The following is a 14,892-nucleotide window of genomic DNA, read 5'->3' on the forward strand; positions in this document are numbered from 1 at the left end:
ATGTCAAGGCGAAATCTGCGCCTGCCGCGCGGTACCGCCGGAGCGTCAGCCCGCTTCGCGCGTCAACGTAAACGTACGTCCTTCGGCCGGGTAGCACGCGTCGGGTGCGATGCGAACGGGATCGAGAGAGAGCGTATGGTAGTCGGTTTGAACTTCGGCGGCACGGCGGGAAGAAGCGGGAATCGTTACGCTTTTAAAACGCATTTCATACGCGCTTGAAAGCAGCGGAGAATTCAGAGACGATCGAAATTGTACGACGTGCTTTCCTGCAACGGCACCGGCTACATAGATGCCCTCGTCGTATGCGTTGTCGCCCGAAACGGTATATGTCGTTTTTCCGAATTTGATAACGAGACCGTTGTCGGTCTTCCACTCCGGCCATTTTTCGAAGATTGTTTCGTATTCATTTTTCTGCCGGGTTTCAGGCGCAAAGGACGCGAGCGCCGTCATCTTCCGATAGCTGCCGTCCCATAAATTATTTTCTTTAATAATCATGCGCACGTCGTCGATGATGTGAATACGCACTTCATCGATGCCCGCAAGCGAAATGTCGCAGCGGCGCTGCATATTCGTAATCGATTTATTCGTCGTCGTAATGTAAATGCCGCTTCTGCGCAGATTGCTGTCTTCCCACGCGTACACTTCTTCGGTATTTTCGTAGAGAAAAATCACTTCTTTTTGCGCATGATCGAAAAAGAGATAGCGTATGCCGTCCTGTGAAGACGACATCTTGTACCACAAGCCGTCGAGAAAATCGGCAAAGGTTTCGACGGTTCCGTCTTGGATGCGCGCAAGTTCACGGGCGGCAATCCTGCTTCCCGTGACGCGCACTTGCCGCGTTTCGGTATATCTTTGCTCTCTTTCGTTCCATCGGTATTCGGTTTGAATTTGGCTCAAATTCGCATTTTCGCCGCCGCCGGAATCTTTTGCGGAACTGTACACCCACACCGGAAAACTCGCGCCGCGCGACTGCGAAAGTTCGTACGATATGGAACGGTCATCCTGCTGAATAAAAATCGTGCCGTCCGATTCGAAATCGCCGATCTGCACGAGTTCGCTTTTATTGCGTTCTTTGCGCATCATGTAGATCGCCAAAACGCTCGTGCCGTCGTCTTTGACGCCTTGATAAACAAGGGCGTTTTGATGTTCGCCGAGCATGTCGATGCCGGTATAGGAAAAGGTGCGCGTACGGGAAATATCCGTCGTGATTTCCGTTGTGCGGACGTACGCGTTCCGTTCGGCATTGTAGATACCGACGATGAGCACAAGGTACGGCACGCCCTCTTTGCGGACGGCGACGACTTGATCCTCTTTCATATCGTTATTTAAATCGATGGACAGCGTGCTTATCAGCGTTTCGTTGAGCGAAAGCGGCACGAATGACGTCATCGCTTCGTTATCGGCTGAAAGCGCATCTCCCGACGATTGATTTTCGGCTTCTCCCGGAGCAACGGGCGTTACGATCCGCGCGCGCGGAAGGCGCTCCGACTCCTGTCCGATAAAAATGCGTGCGACGAAGAGAAAAGCGATGACGAACGAGGCGATTATAAAAAGCACGGGAATCGCTTTATTGAGTTTGCCGTTTTTCGATTTCGCACCGCGTCGGGCGGACGGAGCGGGTTTTGATGCCATACAGCTACTATACAAAAAAGCGGGTGCTTATGCAAATGCGTCAGATAAAAATGTTCAGCGGGGAACTCGGTCTGCACGGGAAAGCAGACAAGGAAACGGCTGTGCTTTTCCGATCTGATACCAATAGGCAACCGACGCGATATCGTCCGCGCGTTCGAATAAGTGCTCGCCGTTATGTCCGATTTGCTGAACGGTCACTTTCAAATCCTTTTTGAACCGTATCGGATCCATGATATGCCACCTGTACAATCCGTGTGCGGGAACGGCATCGAATCCGTATATCGGTACGGTAGCGCTCACCGTACTGTGATACGGATATCCCATAAACGGTGTACAGTATGTCGTCTCTTTTCTGCTCATCGATCCGTATCGATCCTTTTCATAAAAACCCCATGCTCCGCCCACGTAATCTTCGACGCCCGTACCACATATCGTAGGGTATTCCGTATCGCCGTCTATATACATTTTAATTTCACCTTCGCCCCACCAATAGCGTTCCAGTGCCGTCCACGCAAGATACGTTCCGACGTAATGTCCGTCGCCTTTTATATTGTCGACGATGATATAATCTTCGCCGATGACGGAATATTTTGTACGGCGCCACTGCGCGTAAAAATACGCAGCGTTTTCGGGAACGCTTTCCAGCGTATAATTCACCGTATAGAAAAACGCATGGATCAAGCCGCCGTGCTGATTTTCGATCGTGATGCGCGCACGCTTACGAAACGGCATCGGAAAAAAGCAATTGAATCCTCCATACGGTGCAACGACGATGGGCAATGAGTTTACAACGCATTTTGCTGAAAAGCCGCAACAAAAAAAATCCCCGAGCGGCGATTCGACGGCGGGTTCATCGCTTCCATCCCAATACATGCGAAGCACGAGATCGCGGAGCACGAATTCCCCTGCAGGGGAACAATCCTGTACCGTAATCCATATATGGCGGATAATACCGGATCCGTAAATGTCGGCGAGCGTCGTTTCTTTTCCCGCTTCCAAATCCAAATACGCTTTCCCTTTTCTGCCTTTTCCAAGCACGCTTGAAGCCGTACCGCCCTTTCCTTTTTCTCCGGTCGGATTTTCCGCGCTGATCGAGCGGCTCTCTGCCGAATCGAGTACGGCAAGGTTTGATAAATTCCGTTCCAGCATAATTATCCTTTTACTCCTCCCGCCATCAAATCGACGAGATAGCGCTGCAAATAAATAAACAGGGCGACGATCGGTACCGTGACGATAGTGCTCATGGCCATGATCTCCGCCCATTGAATAAAAAATTCTCCGCGAAAACTCGTCAGCCCCATCGGCAGTGTCCATAGCGCCGCACGCTTGAGCATCGTCGATGCAAACAGGTAATCGCCCCATCCCGTCACAAACGCGACGAGCGAGATCGCCGAAACGGACGGAAGCGAAAGCGGAAGTATAATCCGCAAAAATACACCCCAATGCGTGCACCCGTCGATCTTTGCCGCCTCTTCCAAATCGATCGGAATATTATTGAAAAAACCGACAAACAGCCACGCGCTCGTCGGCAAAAATACGGCCGCGTACGTGATCATCAGTACGGAAAGGTTATTGATCAATTTCAATTGTGCGATACGCATATAATACGGTATGAGGATGATGATCCACGGTATCGTCTGCGTCAGCGCAATCAAAAACCACAGCGGTTTTTTTAATCTAAAATGAAAACGCGAGATGGCATAACCGAGCATTGCAGAAAAACCGATTGCGATAAAAGTCGCCGAAAGGCACACCCAAAAACTGTTCCACGACCACGTACCGAAACCCGAGCCGCTGAAATTGTATGTCGTCAATGCATTTCTGTACGCTTCAAAGGTCGGATGCTTCGGCAGCAGTCCGTGATCCATTGAAAAAATATCCTGCGTTGTCCGCAACGAATACGAAATCATGATGACGAATGGAAGCAATACCGCGATACATACGATGATAACCGACAGATATTTTATACTATCGAATACTATCGCTTTCGGATTTTTCATAGCGCATCCTCTTTGCTTTGATTGTGAAAATAAATGAGCGAAAAGATAAGGCAAAACACAAGCAGCAGTACGCCTTCCGCACACGCCATACCGACTTTATAGAATCTAAACGCGTTGAGATAGATATCGATACCGATAACGCCTGTCGCATTATCGGGGCCGCCCTTTGTAATCAAGTAAACGAGTTCGAATTCCTTTATCGTCCACAAAATCTGCAGTATGAGAAGCGTATTCCAAATCGGCTTTATCTGCGGCCACGTAATATAGCGAAACCGTTTAAAGATTCCCGCTCCGTCTATCGCTGCGGCATCGTAATAATCGTGCGGAATACCGCCAAGGGCGGCCAAAAGCATGAGCGCGATAAAGGGAAAATTCTTCCAAATCCCGATGAGCGTTACTGCGGCAAAAGCGCTGCCTTTGCCGTTGAACACTTGAAATTGTTCGTGTACAAACGGCAGTTTCGAAATGAGCGCACTCAAAATACCGTAATTCGGATCGAGCGCTATGAGAAAGATATTGCATACGACGACGGACGGCATCGCCCACGGGATAAGCATAAGTCCTCGCACAATCGGCCTGCCGCGAAAATCTTTGTTAAGCAACAACGCGACGAGCAAACCGATAATCATTTTTCCGAAAACACAAAGAACAGTATATCCCGCCGTCGCCGCTCCCATTGTTTTAAACTGCGACAACCCGACGATATCGAAATAATTTTTTAATCCGATAAAGGGATGGTTCTTTGCGCTCGCATCGAGCGACCATTGCTGAAACGACATCGCGATCGTCTGCAAAATCGGAATAAATACGAATACAGAAAGCACGATAAGTGCGGGCAAAACAAATTGTATAATCGTACTTGTTTCCTTTTGTATACGTATTGAATTATGCGTCATAGTACCTCGAAAAAATCAAAATGCGTCCGTGCTTTGTCGGCAACGGCAGCGCGGACGGCACTGTGTCCGCAACACTGCGGACGGAATCGTCGGTAATCTCTAAAATCAACCGAAACGGACTTTTCGTAAACGGTTAATTTTTCAGTGCTTTCGCCATTTCACTCTGCCCCCAATCAAGCGCATCTTTTACCGAGCGAGTGCCGAGCAGGGCGCTCGAAATCGCTTCTTGAATGATATGATCGAATTGATTCCACTGCTTGATATCGGGAACGTTACGCATTTCGAATTTTTGGCACTGCCGTATGAATTCCGCTTGCTTCGGCTGAATTTTCGCATAGTCGTCGTACACAAGTTTATTCGTCGGCGCGGCACGGCGCATCGCAAGTTTCTGCGCATATTTACCGTGCAAAAACGCGATAAATTCAAACGCTTCGGCAGGATGTTTACACTTCGTTGAAATCGCGACGGGATTACCCCACGACACAAGTACCGGCGGTTTACCCGCTCCGTATGCAGGAAACGGTACAAAACCCAAATCATCGGCAAAACGGCTGTCGCTCATCATCGACTTGAAATTTGCGATCGTCCATACGGCAGCTTGGCATGTCGCAACGGAACCGTTGCAAAACATCGCGTGAATATCGGTAACGGTTTTCGTCCCTTGCGGCGCCGTATCCCGATACATTTTTTTCATAAATTCAACCGCTTTACTGTTTTCAGGAGAATTGAAAATCAATCGATCGGGGGTATACGGGCCGGCTTCTTTCGGGAAAATACCGCCGCCGGCAGTCCACAGCCAATGCATGTGCCACCACCGACTAAGCGTTTCGACAAAGGTCGGATGCCCCCAACCGTACACGTCGGGTGTACCGTCCTTATTCGCATCGATTGTCAATTTTTTTGCCGCATCGTAATACGAATCCCATGACGCGAGCGCTTCCGGTTTTATGCCGGCCGCCGCAAGCTTCGACTTGCTGTACGCCGTCATCGGAGCGCTGAACATAATATACGGCAAACCGACCACTTTTCCGTCTATCTTTACGGAATTGATAAGGTATACGTCTTTTTCGAGATCCGTCCCGTCGGCGAGCACTTTTCCTTTTATGTACGAATCGAGCGGCAAAAACGCTCCGCCTTCACGCTGCGAATAATAGCCGTATAAACCGGCACCGGTATCGAGCGTGACGATATCGCCTTCGACTCCGCTCGCGATATCGAGTGCAAGCCTATCCCAATAGGTTTCGCTCGAAATAGCCGCAAGCTCGATGTGTACGTTCGGATTTACTTTTTCAAATTCCTGTACAATCGGCGTCAATTCGTTTTTCTGCGTTTCCGCGTCGAACCATTGATACCATACAAGGTTTATCTTTTCTCCGGTATCGTTTCCGCCCAGTGCACATACGGCTGCCGACAAAAGAACCGACATACACAATATCGATACAATACGTTTCATACAACCTCCTAATGTGAACACATATATCCTACTCCGTATTCTCTCGTTCGGTAAAGAAAATATTCTAATAAAACCGATACTTTTTATATTGTAACATAACAGATTTTAGAATATAATAAATACGAGGAGTACGATAAAAGCGATGCCGAAACGCGTCTATGAACAGCTGTACCGTGCGGTACGGCGCGATATCGAAACGAATTATCAAAGCGGCGGGCGATATCTCAGCGTCAGAGAGATAGCCGATACTTTTTCCGTAAGTTTGCAGATCGCACAAAAAGCGATAACGCAGTTGAAAAGAGAGGGAGTCGTCACATCAAAGCCGCGTACCGGCATTTTAATTCAAAATACCGTGTCGGCTCCAAGTTCGCTGCAGGGGAAAAAAATACTTGTCCTGTCAAATAAACAAGACTATCATTTTTACGCATCCTTTCTCGAAGGAACCAAACAAAACTGCAGCAGATACGGTATCGACGTCGTATTTAAAATGAATACATTTGAAAATACGTCATCGCTTCTGTTCGGCGAATATCTCTTGTCGCTCAATGCAGACGGCATCATCGCGCTGTCTTTTACAAACGCTGCTCTGCCGTTTTACTATGTGCTACGCGAAGGGCTGCCGCTTGTCGGCGACATCATCATCGATTCGCTCCCTGTCATGCCGGCAGTGCAAACGGATAACTACAAACATTCCTATGAAGCGGCATGCATCTTAAACAAATACAACTGTCGACGCTATTTTGTACTCGGTTGCTATCCACAGGAAAACAAGCGCTTCAAAGGATTCTATGACGGCATACAAAAAACCTATGCGGGATCGTTTATGCCGGAGGTGACCTATGTTCAGTTATCGAAGATAAACGTTTACGATAAAGTGATACGCGCTATTCACGAATACGGAAATAAAGCGGGATTTTTTATCAGCGATTATTCCGCAAATTATTTTTTCGGTATGCTATGTCTGCAGGAAAAGATCCAACCGAAAATCGTACTCGCGTACGATGCCGACGATGCGTACTTTACGCTGCCCGGTTTGGAACCGATACGAACGATTGCCCCGCCGTTTAAAGAATTGGGTCATCGGCTGAGCGAAGTGCTTATCGAAAAGTGGCGGAGGGGAAAATTTCCCGAACCGCTGCAACAAAAGATATAAAAAAAACAAAGCTTGAAAGCACCGCATCGTTCGCGGCGCTTTCGGATTGCCGAGTTTACAAAGCAACCTGTGCGCGTGCGCGCACAGGTTCATCCGCTTATCAATACATGCCGCCCATATCCGGAGACGGTGCTGCCGGCGGCGCTTTCGGCTCGGGGATATCGGTGATCGCGCATTCGGTCGTCAAAAGCGTACCCGCAATCGACGCCGCGTTCGTGAGCGCGGAACACGTAACCTTTGCAGGATCGATGATACCCGCTTCGACGAGATTTTTCCATTCGTCTTTCGCCGCATCGTAACCGACGCCTTTCTTTTCGGCTTTCGCTTTTTCCGCGACAACCGCACCGTCGATGCCCGCGTTGTCCGCGATTTGGCGGATCGGTTCTTCACACGAGCGCTTTACGATCTTAAAGCCGACTTTTTCGTCTTCGCTGATTTCGGAAGGAATCGCTTCGAGAACTTTCGATGCTTCGAGCAGCGCAAGTCCGCCGCCTGCAACGACGCCGCTTTCGAGAGCTGCGCGGGTCGCCGCGATCGTGTCTTCGACGCGGAATTTCTTTTCTTTCATTTCCGTTTCCGTCGTTGCGCCGACGTTGATGACCGCAACTCCGCCGGAAAGTTTTGCGAGGCGTTTTTGCAGCTGTTCTTTATCGTAGCTCGACGTCGTCTTTTCGATCTGCATTTTGATCTCTTCGATGCGTTCGTTGATGGCGCTCTTTTTGCCCGCACCGCCGACGATCGTCGTATTGTCTTTGTCGATTTTGACGGTTTTCGCTTTGCCGAGCATATTGATTTCGGCGCTTTCGAGTTTAAGGCCGACTTCTTCGGTAATCACTTGTCCGCCGGTCAAAATCGCGATGTCCTGCAACATATCCTTTCGTCTGTCGCCGAAGCCGGGCGCTTTTACCGCGCAGCATTTGATCGTGCCGCGGATCGTATTGAGTACAAGCGTCGTGAGCGCCTCTCCGTCGACGTCTTCAGCGATGATGATAAGTGCCTTTCCTTCGTTCGCGACTTTTTCGAGAATCGGAAGCAAATCTTTCATCGTGGAGATTTTTTTGTCGTGGATTAAAATATACGCGTCGTCGTAAGAGGCTTCCATGCGTTCGCGGTCGGTAACGAAATACGACGAAATATAGCCGCGGTCGAATTCCATACCTTCTACGGTGTCGACCGTCGTATCCATGTTTTTCGATTCTTCGACGGTGATGACGCCGTCTTTTCCGACTTTTGCGATCGCGTCGGCAAGCATTTTACCGATTTCGGTGTCGTTGTTTGCGGAAATCGTCGCGACGTGCGTGATGTCTTCCTCGCCTTTTACCTGTTTTGCATTTTTATTGACTTCGTCGACGACGAGCTTGACGGCTTTGTCCATGCCGCGCTTTACTTCGATCGGCGTCATGCCGGCTGCAACGGCTTTTACGCCTTCGCGGACCATCGCATAAGCGAGAACGGTCGCCGTCGTCGTGCCGTCGCCCGCATCGTCGTTCGTCTTGGATGCGACTTCGCGCACAAATTGAGCGCCCATGTTTTCATAGGGATCCTGCAGTTCGATCTCTTTTGCAACGGTAACGCCGTCTTTCGTGATAACCGGCGAACCGTATTTTTTGTCATACATAACCATACGGCCGCAGGGTCCGAGCGTTACTTTTACCGCTTTCGAAATCTGCTCAACTCCCGCAAGCAATTTTTTGCGGGCATCTTCATTGAATAACAACTGTTTAGCCATTTTAATGCAACTCCTTACTAAATCGTCTTTAATGCATCGTTTTTTTTCGCAATTAAAGTTAATGCTGACTTATATTAAAGATATAAAAAATTTCTCAATATGGCAACAGGTTTTACGGGAAATCGATAAAAAAACCGCGTAAAACGATAAGATTTCGGCGATTTATATTGCATGAAAAAGATATCGATATTATTCGCCCTTATCCTGCTCGGAACGGGGATAGCGTCGTGCAAAAATCCGCTCGACCGAACGGAAGCGGTTACGTTTTCGCTTCCTTCATGGCCGCCGGACGAGTGCGCCGAATTTCCGCCGCTCGCCTATTGGGAAATACGGTACGCGGGAGGCGCACAGGCAGAGTGCGTCATACGCCTTGAAGCGGGAGTGAAAAACGTAACGCTCGAAGCCGCAGCCGACCGTCCGCTCACCGTAATCGCTCAGCCGATAAGCCGTCACGGCGAAACGGCCGCCTTATTTTTTAAACCCGCAGGCTGCATCTGGCCGCATGAAAGAAAACTCGGCTGGGAAAGCGGCTTTGCAGCTTTTGTGTGTATGCGGCTCTACTCGTCAAACGAAGCGGCGAACGGCGCATATCTTGCGACATTCAATTGGAAAAAATTATGCGATGCCCTTGCCGAAAAATCTGCCGACACGGAACATCCCTACGATCCGTGGAAAGCGGATACGGAAACCGTCTGCACTGCGATCGCGGAACATTCGTTCGGCGCGTCGCTCCTTTCGATGAAAAAGACGGCGCTTATTACGATATCGGAACTCGAACAAAAAACGAGAGAAATCGGTGTGCCGCAATCGGACGGTACGGAAGCCGGCGAGCACCAAATACATACCGGAGAAGGAGCAGCGCATGCGCTTTTTATTCCGCAGTATATTCCGCTTTACCGCACGCATCGCCGAACGGGAAAAACACTTCTTAAAAAAGCCGGCGTTACGAGCTTTTTGTACACGATCCAAAGTATCGCCGCAGTGCAGTACCGCGCGGACGGCTTTCCGGCACTTGCAATATCGGCCGTACCGCTATACACTGGGGAGCAATGAAATGCAGATACATAGCCGTACTGTGCGCCGTCCTCTCGCTCGCTTCGTGCAGCGGAAAAAATCGACAAGCCCCGCTCCTTTCTTCGGACACCGCTCCGGGGAAAAAAGCTCACACGTGGTATTGTTTTGACGGCGGAGCGATAAAAGCAATCGACGACGTAAGGCGCGCACCGATGCAGGCGGAAAAACCGTGGACGGAAGCCGTACGCATTTCATCGGCATCGAGCGCGATCGGCGACGGAAACGAAGCGCCCTGCGCATACGCCGTCGTCAACAGGCTCGGCATGATCGTCTTTACCGGCGGCACCTTCCGCTTGTATACGGACGCCGCAGTTTTTGCCGACAGAACGGCCGGCAATCTCGTATTCCAAAACGATACGCCGATTTTTTCCCTGTATAAAAGCACCTTTTTCAATGCATCGCTTGCAAACAACGCTACAGGCGGCGTGCATCACTTTCTCGTTCTCTTCGATACGGCGTCGAGCGTCTTTTACCCGCTCATCACGTGCACGGCTCTCGCCCTTCCCGCCGAGTCTGAGATAACCGATTTCGTGTGGGACGGAAACGTTTTTGTATGTTCGGTAAAAAAATCGGCAGAAGAAAAAACCGATTTTTCATATCTGTCCGTACAGCCGAAAATCCCGCTCCTTTCGCTTTCGCCTGCATCGGCAAAAAACGATCTCCTCATCTCCGAAACTGACGCCGACGCATACCGATCGCAGGCGGCGCCGGTCAACATCGCATTCGCCCCGAAACGCCTGCAGGAGCTTGCATCGCTCGTCGACGAAGATACGGCGTTTTTCGTCGAATGCCGAACAGCAGGCGGACACTCGCCGCGGCGTTATACAAATCAAATGCAAAACGACGATGCCTCACCGCTTTCGGCGAACGCGCTCATCGCCGACACCTATGCCTGCCTCATGTTCGGCGACGGTACGACGTACGCAAGCGGCGCGCTTTACGGAAGACATATCGTAAACGACGGAAAACCCGTCGCATTCAGATTGCCGAAACTTCCCGCAGGCTATGCATACACCTCATTCGCCGTTTCCGGTACGACGATGTACGCGGCGTGGGAAAAAAGCGATTTTTACAAAACGGACAAAAGCGGTTTTCTCTCCGTCGATTTGGACGCGATCCTCTATGGAAGCGTTTCCGATGCCCCTCGGTAAGAATTGTGCAATGTACACATCTCGAATATATATTGCAGCTTATTGCTTATCGTATCTATTCCAAAACGGCTTTGCGTAAAATTGCATTGATGCGGGACTGATATTCCGTGCTTTCCGCTTTGAGCGCAGCCAAAATATCGTTATCTATGGTAATCTGTACGGTAGTCTTTGTATCGTCGAACCATTCGGGATGAATATCGTATGCGGATTTTAAGCGTTTAAGCTGCGCATCGGTAAGTTCCGGACAATCGGAAAAATCGGTGTTTTTAAAATCGTCGATTTCTTTAATACGTTCTTTCATAAGCGGCGGCAGCTTTTTAATTTCTTCAAAGGTCATCGTTTTTATAGCCATATATTTCTCTCTTGGTTGCTTTGCGCGCGGAGATAATACGCAGAGCATTTTTTTCGCGTTCCGTAAAAACCACAAACAGCATTTTATCGGCAAAACCGACGGCATGCCACCGAATTTCCGATTCTTCCGAATCAAGCACTATCTTCAAATTCGGATCGGCGAAAACACGGACAGCCTCTTCAAATGCAATTCCGTGTTTACGTTTATTTTCTCTGTTTTTATGTTCATCCCATTCAAACAGCATTATCCGAATCCCGATAAAATTATACATCACGCTGCAGAGTAAATCAAGAAATACTTATATATCCGCAAATTTGCCGCGCGCTAAACACTCGTATTTTCGGTGGATTTTTCGCAAAAAAGTTACGATAATAGAAGTATGAGCGATAATCAGACTTTTTTCGGCGCGCTCGAAACGGCGATCGCGGAAAAAACGGAAAACTTAAATGCAAAAGTGCTGCCCGGAGTACTTTCGAATTTTCAACTGCTCCATACTTGCGTCAAAAATATGTATACCATGCTCGTTCAGCGCGCGCTTATCAAACCGGATCCGTACAAGCTTGAAAAGAAAATCACGGAAATCGTATTGCCGGACGAATCGACATATATGGAGAACGAGCGTTCCATCGTCATGGGTACGCGCTTTTCCGACTATGAAAGTATGCTCGAATTCGTGTGCACGTATTATAAATTTTCGACCGACCGGCTCGATTTGGCGCAGACGAAACGTCTGCTCGATTTGGCAACCTGCATCGACTGGCGCGCGTTTTCAATCAACAGTTCAAAGGTAAACACGCGGGGACTCGCGACGCTCGTAAACGAAGCGCACGTCCACGCGCCCCAGATGGTTTTGAGCCTCATAAGCGATTCGCTTAACAAAAGCAGCACGGCCGTTTCGGCGATTTATTCGGGTTTGACCGATTTGGTAAATTTCAAGCGTGAATCCTATAAATTTGAAGTCCGCAAAAAAGTGCTCGAAAATCCGGCGTTCGATAAAACGACGCTCTCTTCGTACAGCGCGGAACTCGCGGAAATCAAGCGGCTCTTCCCGAAGCTGCTCGATAAAAAACAATATTACGCCGAATTGATTCAAGAAATCGCTAAAGAAGACTGTTCTCCTGAAAAAGAACAATTTCGCCAGCAAGCTCTCTCTCGCCTGCGCGTCACGGAAAAAACGGTGCGCGAAGTAAAGCAAAAAGTGAACACGCGAGCCATGCTGCTCGACACCGTACTTTCGCTTTCGGCGCTCGCACCGCAATACGAACAGGTTATCGCAAAAATCGATTCGAATCATGCCGTCCTCATATCGGAGCACAACGGCTTTTTCGATAAATTAAAACGAGCGCTGCGCCAAGCCTTTAATTTAAAAGCGGCGCAGGAAGAATACGAATTGGTCATCGTAAATCAAAAGAATGAAGCGCGTACAACGAAAAAAATCGAATACAATACGTTTTTTGCGCTCCTCGTGCGAAAGCAGCAGTTTTTGCAATCTTTCGCCGATACGCAGGGCGACGAGTTCCGAAAAATCGCGGCAGCGGCGGAAGAGACGGTATTGGGGTTTGTCAATCGGCAGCTTGCCGACAACTGGGAAATTCTTTTACAGCTGAATGCGCTCGACGAATATTTTAAATCGCAAGTAGCCGCAGCGGACAAAGATAAAATCAAAGGGATGAAAATGGAACTCGTTACGATGAAAAATACGCTCGTCAAAACGAACCAAAAACGCGCGGAATACGTAGCCGTTATCGAAGAAAAAATGCAAATGGAAAAATTGGGAATCGATGAAGATGCGCTTTGATTTTAATAAAATAGATTTCGTAAAAAAATCCCGCATCGTTCTTTTTGCCGTACTGCTGTGTATGACACCATTCTTTTCGCAAACGCACGACGTCCCCGACACGAACATTTCCGAAAGCGATAGTAACGACGACGCTTTTTTCGAAGCGGAAGATATCGATCCCGCGCTGCAGCACAATTTTACGATCATCGTTCCGGTGCACGAATACGATTTGAACCCGCACACGGCTTCGTACAGCTCCGAATCGCAGATCCTCTCATCGCTCTACGAGGGGCTTTTTTCCTACGACCCCGTAACGCTCGAACCGAAGAACGCGCTTGCAGTGCGTTACCGCATTTCGAGAAATAAAAAGCGCTGGACTTTTACGCTCCGCAAAAACGCCAAGTTCGGCGACGGCTCTCTTATTACGGCACGAGACGTGTGCGATGCATGGCTCGATTTACTTGCGGAACCGCGCGCACCCTATTCGTCTATGTTCGACATCATCGAGGGAGCGGCCGCATATCGAAACGGAAAAGGCAAACGGGATGCGGTCGGCATACGCGCGCTTTCGGACACGACGCTCGTCGTTGAGCTCGCGTCTCCTGCAGGATATTTGCCGCGTGTTTTGTGCCACAGCGCGTTCGTCGTCTGCAAAAAAGACAAAAGCGTTTCAAGCGGCGCGTTTTCCATGCAGCAGAATGAGGCAGGCGAAATAATTTTAATAAAAAATAATAATTATTGGGACGCCGAGCATACGCACATTGAGCGGATTGCAATCGTACAGAGCGATGACGCCGATGAAAACGTGTTTTTATTCAACACGGGAATCGCCGATTGGATAGCGGGAAACGTCACCGTTCAAAAGCTTCTCGACAAAGACAGCGCGCAGATCAACGCGGAGTTCGCGACGGAATATTTGTTTTTCAGATGCAGAAAAAAAAGCGTATGGAACAATCCCGATCTGAGAGCCGCCCTCCTCGAAGCCGTACCGTGGGATGAACTCCGTTCGCAAGCTTTCGTCAAAGCACCGACCCTCGTCTATCCGATAAACGGCTATCCGCAGGTTGAGGGATTTACCTATACCGACACGGATGAAGCTGCATCCCTGATGGCCGATGCGAAAAAAAAGGCAGGCATTGCGCAAAGCAAAAGACTTCCGCTCGTGATCGGAATCCCCGACACCGACTATATGAAAAAGCAGGCCGAGATTTTGGCAGGAGCATGGAAAGCGCTCGGCGTCGACGTGTCGGTACAAACTTCTCCGATACATCGCTACCTCGAAAGCATTCCGTCATGGGACGCCGACCTCTTTTCGTATACGTGGATCGGCGATTTTGCCGACCCGCTCGCATTCCTCGAACTATTCCGCTCGGCATCGACGCTCAACGTCGCACAGTGGAAAAACGCCGAATACGACAAACTGCTCGGAGAAGCCGCGCTCTATACGGGAGAAGAGCGGACAAAACTGCTTGCGCGGGCGGAACAGCTTTTGCTCGATTCGGGCGAAGTGCTCCCCATATCGCATCCGGTGAGCCTCAATGTAATCGATTTGGAAACGACGGGCGGCTGGTCATCGAATGCATTCGACATTCACCCGTTTAAATATCTGTACAAAAAGCGGAAGACCGCTCCACTCCCGAACATCGTCTCGCGGTAAAACTCTCGGTTCAAA

At 49.4% G+C, this 14,892-nt stretch carries 13 protein-coding genes; 5 read left to right on the forward strand and 8 right to left on the reverse strand.

What is annotated here, in order from left to right; translation table 11 throughout:
• Positions 1–45: 45 nt before the first annotated feature.
• The 5 genes from HMPREF0860_RS06730 to HMPREF0860_RS06750 form a co-directional block, all read right to left on the reverse strand.
• Complete coding sequence (locus HMPREF0860_RS06730) at positions 46–1,632, reverse strand: pallilysin-related adhesin (RefSeq protein WP_021329513.1); 1,587 nt, start codon at positions 1,630–1,632, stop codon at positions 46–48.
• 54 nt (positions 1,633–1,686) lie between these two features.
• Positions 1,687–2,781: a glycoside hydrolase family 172 protein gene (locus HMPREF0860_RS06735; RefSeq protein ID WP_021329502.1), complete on the reverse strand. Its 1,095-nt coding sequence runs from the start codon at positions 2,779–2,781 to the stop codon at positions 1,687–1,689.
• A 2-nt stretch (positions 2,782–2,783) separates the two neighbouring features.
• The gene (locus HMPREF0860_RS06740; RefSeq protein ID WP_021329386.1) at positions 2,784–3,632 is read right to left on the reverse strand and encodes a carbohydrate ABC transporter permease; all 849 of its coding nucleotides are present in this window, start codon (positions 3,630–3,632) and stop codon (positions 2,784–2,786) included.
• On the reverse strand, positions 3,629–4,528 hold the full coding sequence (locus tag HMPREF0860_RS06745) for a carbohydrate ABC transporter permease (RefSeq protein WP_021329528.1): 900 nt from the start codon (positions 4,526–4,528) through the stop codon (positions 3,629–3,631). The genes HMPREF0860_RS06740 and HMPREF0860_RS06745 overlap by 4 nt, the downstream gene beginning before the upstream one ends.
• Before the next feature lie 133 nt (positions 4,529–4,661).
• The gene (locus tag HMPREF0860_RS06750; protein ID WP_021329454.1) at positions 4,662–5,981 is read right to left on the reverse strand and encodes an ABC transporter substrate-binding protein; all 1,320 of its coding nucleotides are present in this window, start codon (positions 5,979–5,981) and stop codon (positions 4,662–4,664) included.
• 142 nt (positions 5,982–6,123) lie between these two features.
• Here HMPREF0860_RS06750 and HMPREF0860_RS06755 point away from each other — a divergent pair, with 142 nt between their 5' ends.
• A complete protein-coding gene (locus HMPREF0860_RS06755) occupies positions 6,124–7,134 on the forward strand; it encodes a GntR family transcriptional regulator (RefSeq protein WP_021329461.1) in 1,011 nt (336 codons plus the stop codon).
• A 100-nt stretch (positions 7,135–7,234) separates the two neighbouring features.
• On the opposite strand, the gene groL is transcribed toward HMPREF0860_RS06755, so the two are convergent.
• Positions 7,235–8,863 (reverse strand): chaperonin GroEL, encoded by a 1,629-nt coding sequence (groL, locus tag HMPREF0860_RS06760; protein ID WP_021329427.1) that lies wholly within the window; start codon positions 8,861–8,863, stop codon positions 7,235–7,237.
• Between the two features lie 171 nt (positions 8,864–9,034).
• On the opposite strand from groL, the gene HMPREF0860_RS06765 reads away from it, so the two are divergent.
• Positions 9,035–9,916 carry a hypothetical protein gene (locus tag HMPREF0860_RS06765; protein WP_021329441.1) on the forward strand — a complete coding sequence of 294 codons (882 nt, stop codon included), beginning with the start codon at positions 9,035–9,037 and terminating at the stop codon, positions 9,914–9,916.
• A complete protein-coding gene (locus HMPREF0860_RS06770; protein ID WP_021329500.1) occupies positions 9,913–11,088 on the forward strand; it encodes a DUF8086 family protein in 1,176 nt (391 codons plus the stop codon). The genes HMPREF0860_RS06765 and HMPREF0860_RS06770 overlap by 4 nt, the downstream gene beginning before the upstream one ends.
• A gap of 55 nt (positions 11,089–11,143) precedes the next feature.
• On the opposite strand, the gene HMPREF0860_RS06775 is transcribed toward HMPREF0860_RS06770, so the two are convergent.
• On the reverse strand, positions 11,144–11,440 hold the full coding sequence (locus HMPREF0860_RS06775) for a BrnA antitoxin family protein (RefSeq protein WP_021329478.1): 297 nt from the start codon (positions 11,438–11,440) through the stop codon (positions 11,144–11,146).
• Complete coding sequence (locus HMPREF0860_RS06780) at positions 11,415–11,711, reverse strand: BrnT family toxin (RefSeq protein WP_021495611.1); 297 nt, start codon at positions 11,709–11,711, stop codon at positions 11,415–11,417. The genes HMPREF0860_RS06775 and HMPREF0860_RS06780 overlap by 26 nt, the downstream gene beginning before the upstream one ends.
• Before the next feature lie 108 nt (positions 11,712–11,819).
• Between HMPREF0860_RS06780 and HMPREF0860_RS06785 the strand changes: the two genes are divergently transcribed.
• The gene (locus HMPREF0860_RS06785; RefSeq protein WP_156001993.1) at positions 11,820–13,238 is read left to right on the forward strand and encodes a TP0584 family protein; all 1,419 of its coding nucleotides are present in this window, start codon (positions 11,820–11,822) and stop codon (positions 13,236–13,238) included.
• Entirely contained in the window at positions 13,222–14,877 is a 1,656-nt protein-coding gene (locus HMPREF0860_RS06790) for a peptide ABC transporter substrate-binding protein (RefSeq protein ID WP_231364267.1), read from the forward strand. The genes HMPREF0860_RS06785 and HMPREF0860_RS06790 overlap by 17 nt, the downstream gene beginning before the upstream one ends.
• Positions 14,878–14,892 lie beyond the last annotated feature (15 nt).

The sequence above is a fragment of the Treponema socranskii subsp. socranskii VPI DR56BR1116 = ATCC 35536 genome, assembly GCF_000468115.1.
GTDB classification, from domain to species: Bacteria; Spirochaetota; Spirochaetia; order Treponematales; family Treponemataceae; genus Treponema_D; species Treponema_D socranskii.

Bases quoted from the DNA above. Each gene is read 5' to 3' on its own strand.
- HMPREF0860_RS06780 (WP_021495611.1), bottom strand. From the start codon at position 11,711: ATGTATAATTTTATCGGGATTCGGATAATGCTGTTTGAATGGGATGAA.
- HMPREF0860_RS06755 (WP_021329461.1), top strand. From the start codon at position 6,124: ATGCCGAAACGCGTCTATGAACAGCTGTACCGTGCGGTACGGCGCGAT.
- groL (WP_021329427.1), bottom strand. From the start codon at position 8,863: ATGGCTAAACAGTTGTTATTCAATGAAGATGCCCGCAAAAAATTGCTT.
- HMPREF0860_RS06770 (WP_021329500.1), top strand. From the start codon at position 9,913: ATGAAATGCAGATACATAGCCGTACTGTGCGCCGTCCTCTCGCTCGCT.
- HMPREF0860_RS06735 (WP_021329502.1), bottom strand. From the start codon at position 2,781: ATGCTGGAACGGAATTTATCAAACCTTGCCGTACTCGATTCGGCAGAG.
- HMPREF0860_RS06765 (WP_021329441.1), top strand. From the start codon at position 9,035: ATGAAAAAGATATCGATATTATTCGCCCTTATCCTGCTCGGAACGGGG.
- HMPREF0860_RS06730 (WP_021329513.1), bottom strand. From the start codon at position 1,632: ATGGCATCAAAACCCGCTCCGTCCGCCCGACGCGGTGCGAAATCGAAA.
- HMPREF0860_RS06750 (WP_021329454.1), bottom strand. From the start codon at position 5,981: ATGAAACGTATTGTATCGATATTGTGTATGTCGGTTCTTTTGTCGGCA.
- HMPREF0860_RS06775 (WP_021329478.1), bottom strand. From the start codon at position 11,440: ATGGCTATAAAAACGATGACCTTTGAAGAAATTAAAAAGCTGCCGCCG.
- HMPREF0860_RS06790 (WP_231364267.1), top strand. From the start codon at position 13,222: ATGAAGATGCGCTTTGATTTTAATAAAATAGATTTCGTAAAAAAATCC.
- HMPREF0860_RS06745 (WP_021329528.1), bottom strand. From the start codon at position 4,528: ATGACGCATAATTCAATACGTATACAAAAGGAAACAAGTACGATTATA.
- HMPREF0860_RS06740 (WP_021329386.1), bottom strand. From the start codon at position 3,632: ATGAAAAATCCGAAAGCGATAGTATTCGATAGTATAAAATATCTGTCG.
- HMPREF0860_RS06785 (WP_156001993.1), top strand. From the start codon at position 11,820: ATGAGCGATAATCAGACTTTTTTCGGCGCGCTCGAAACGGCGATCGCG.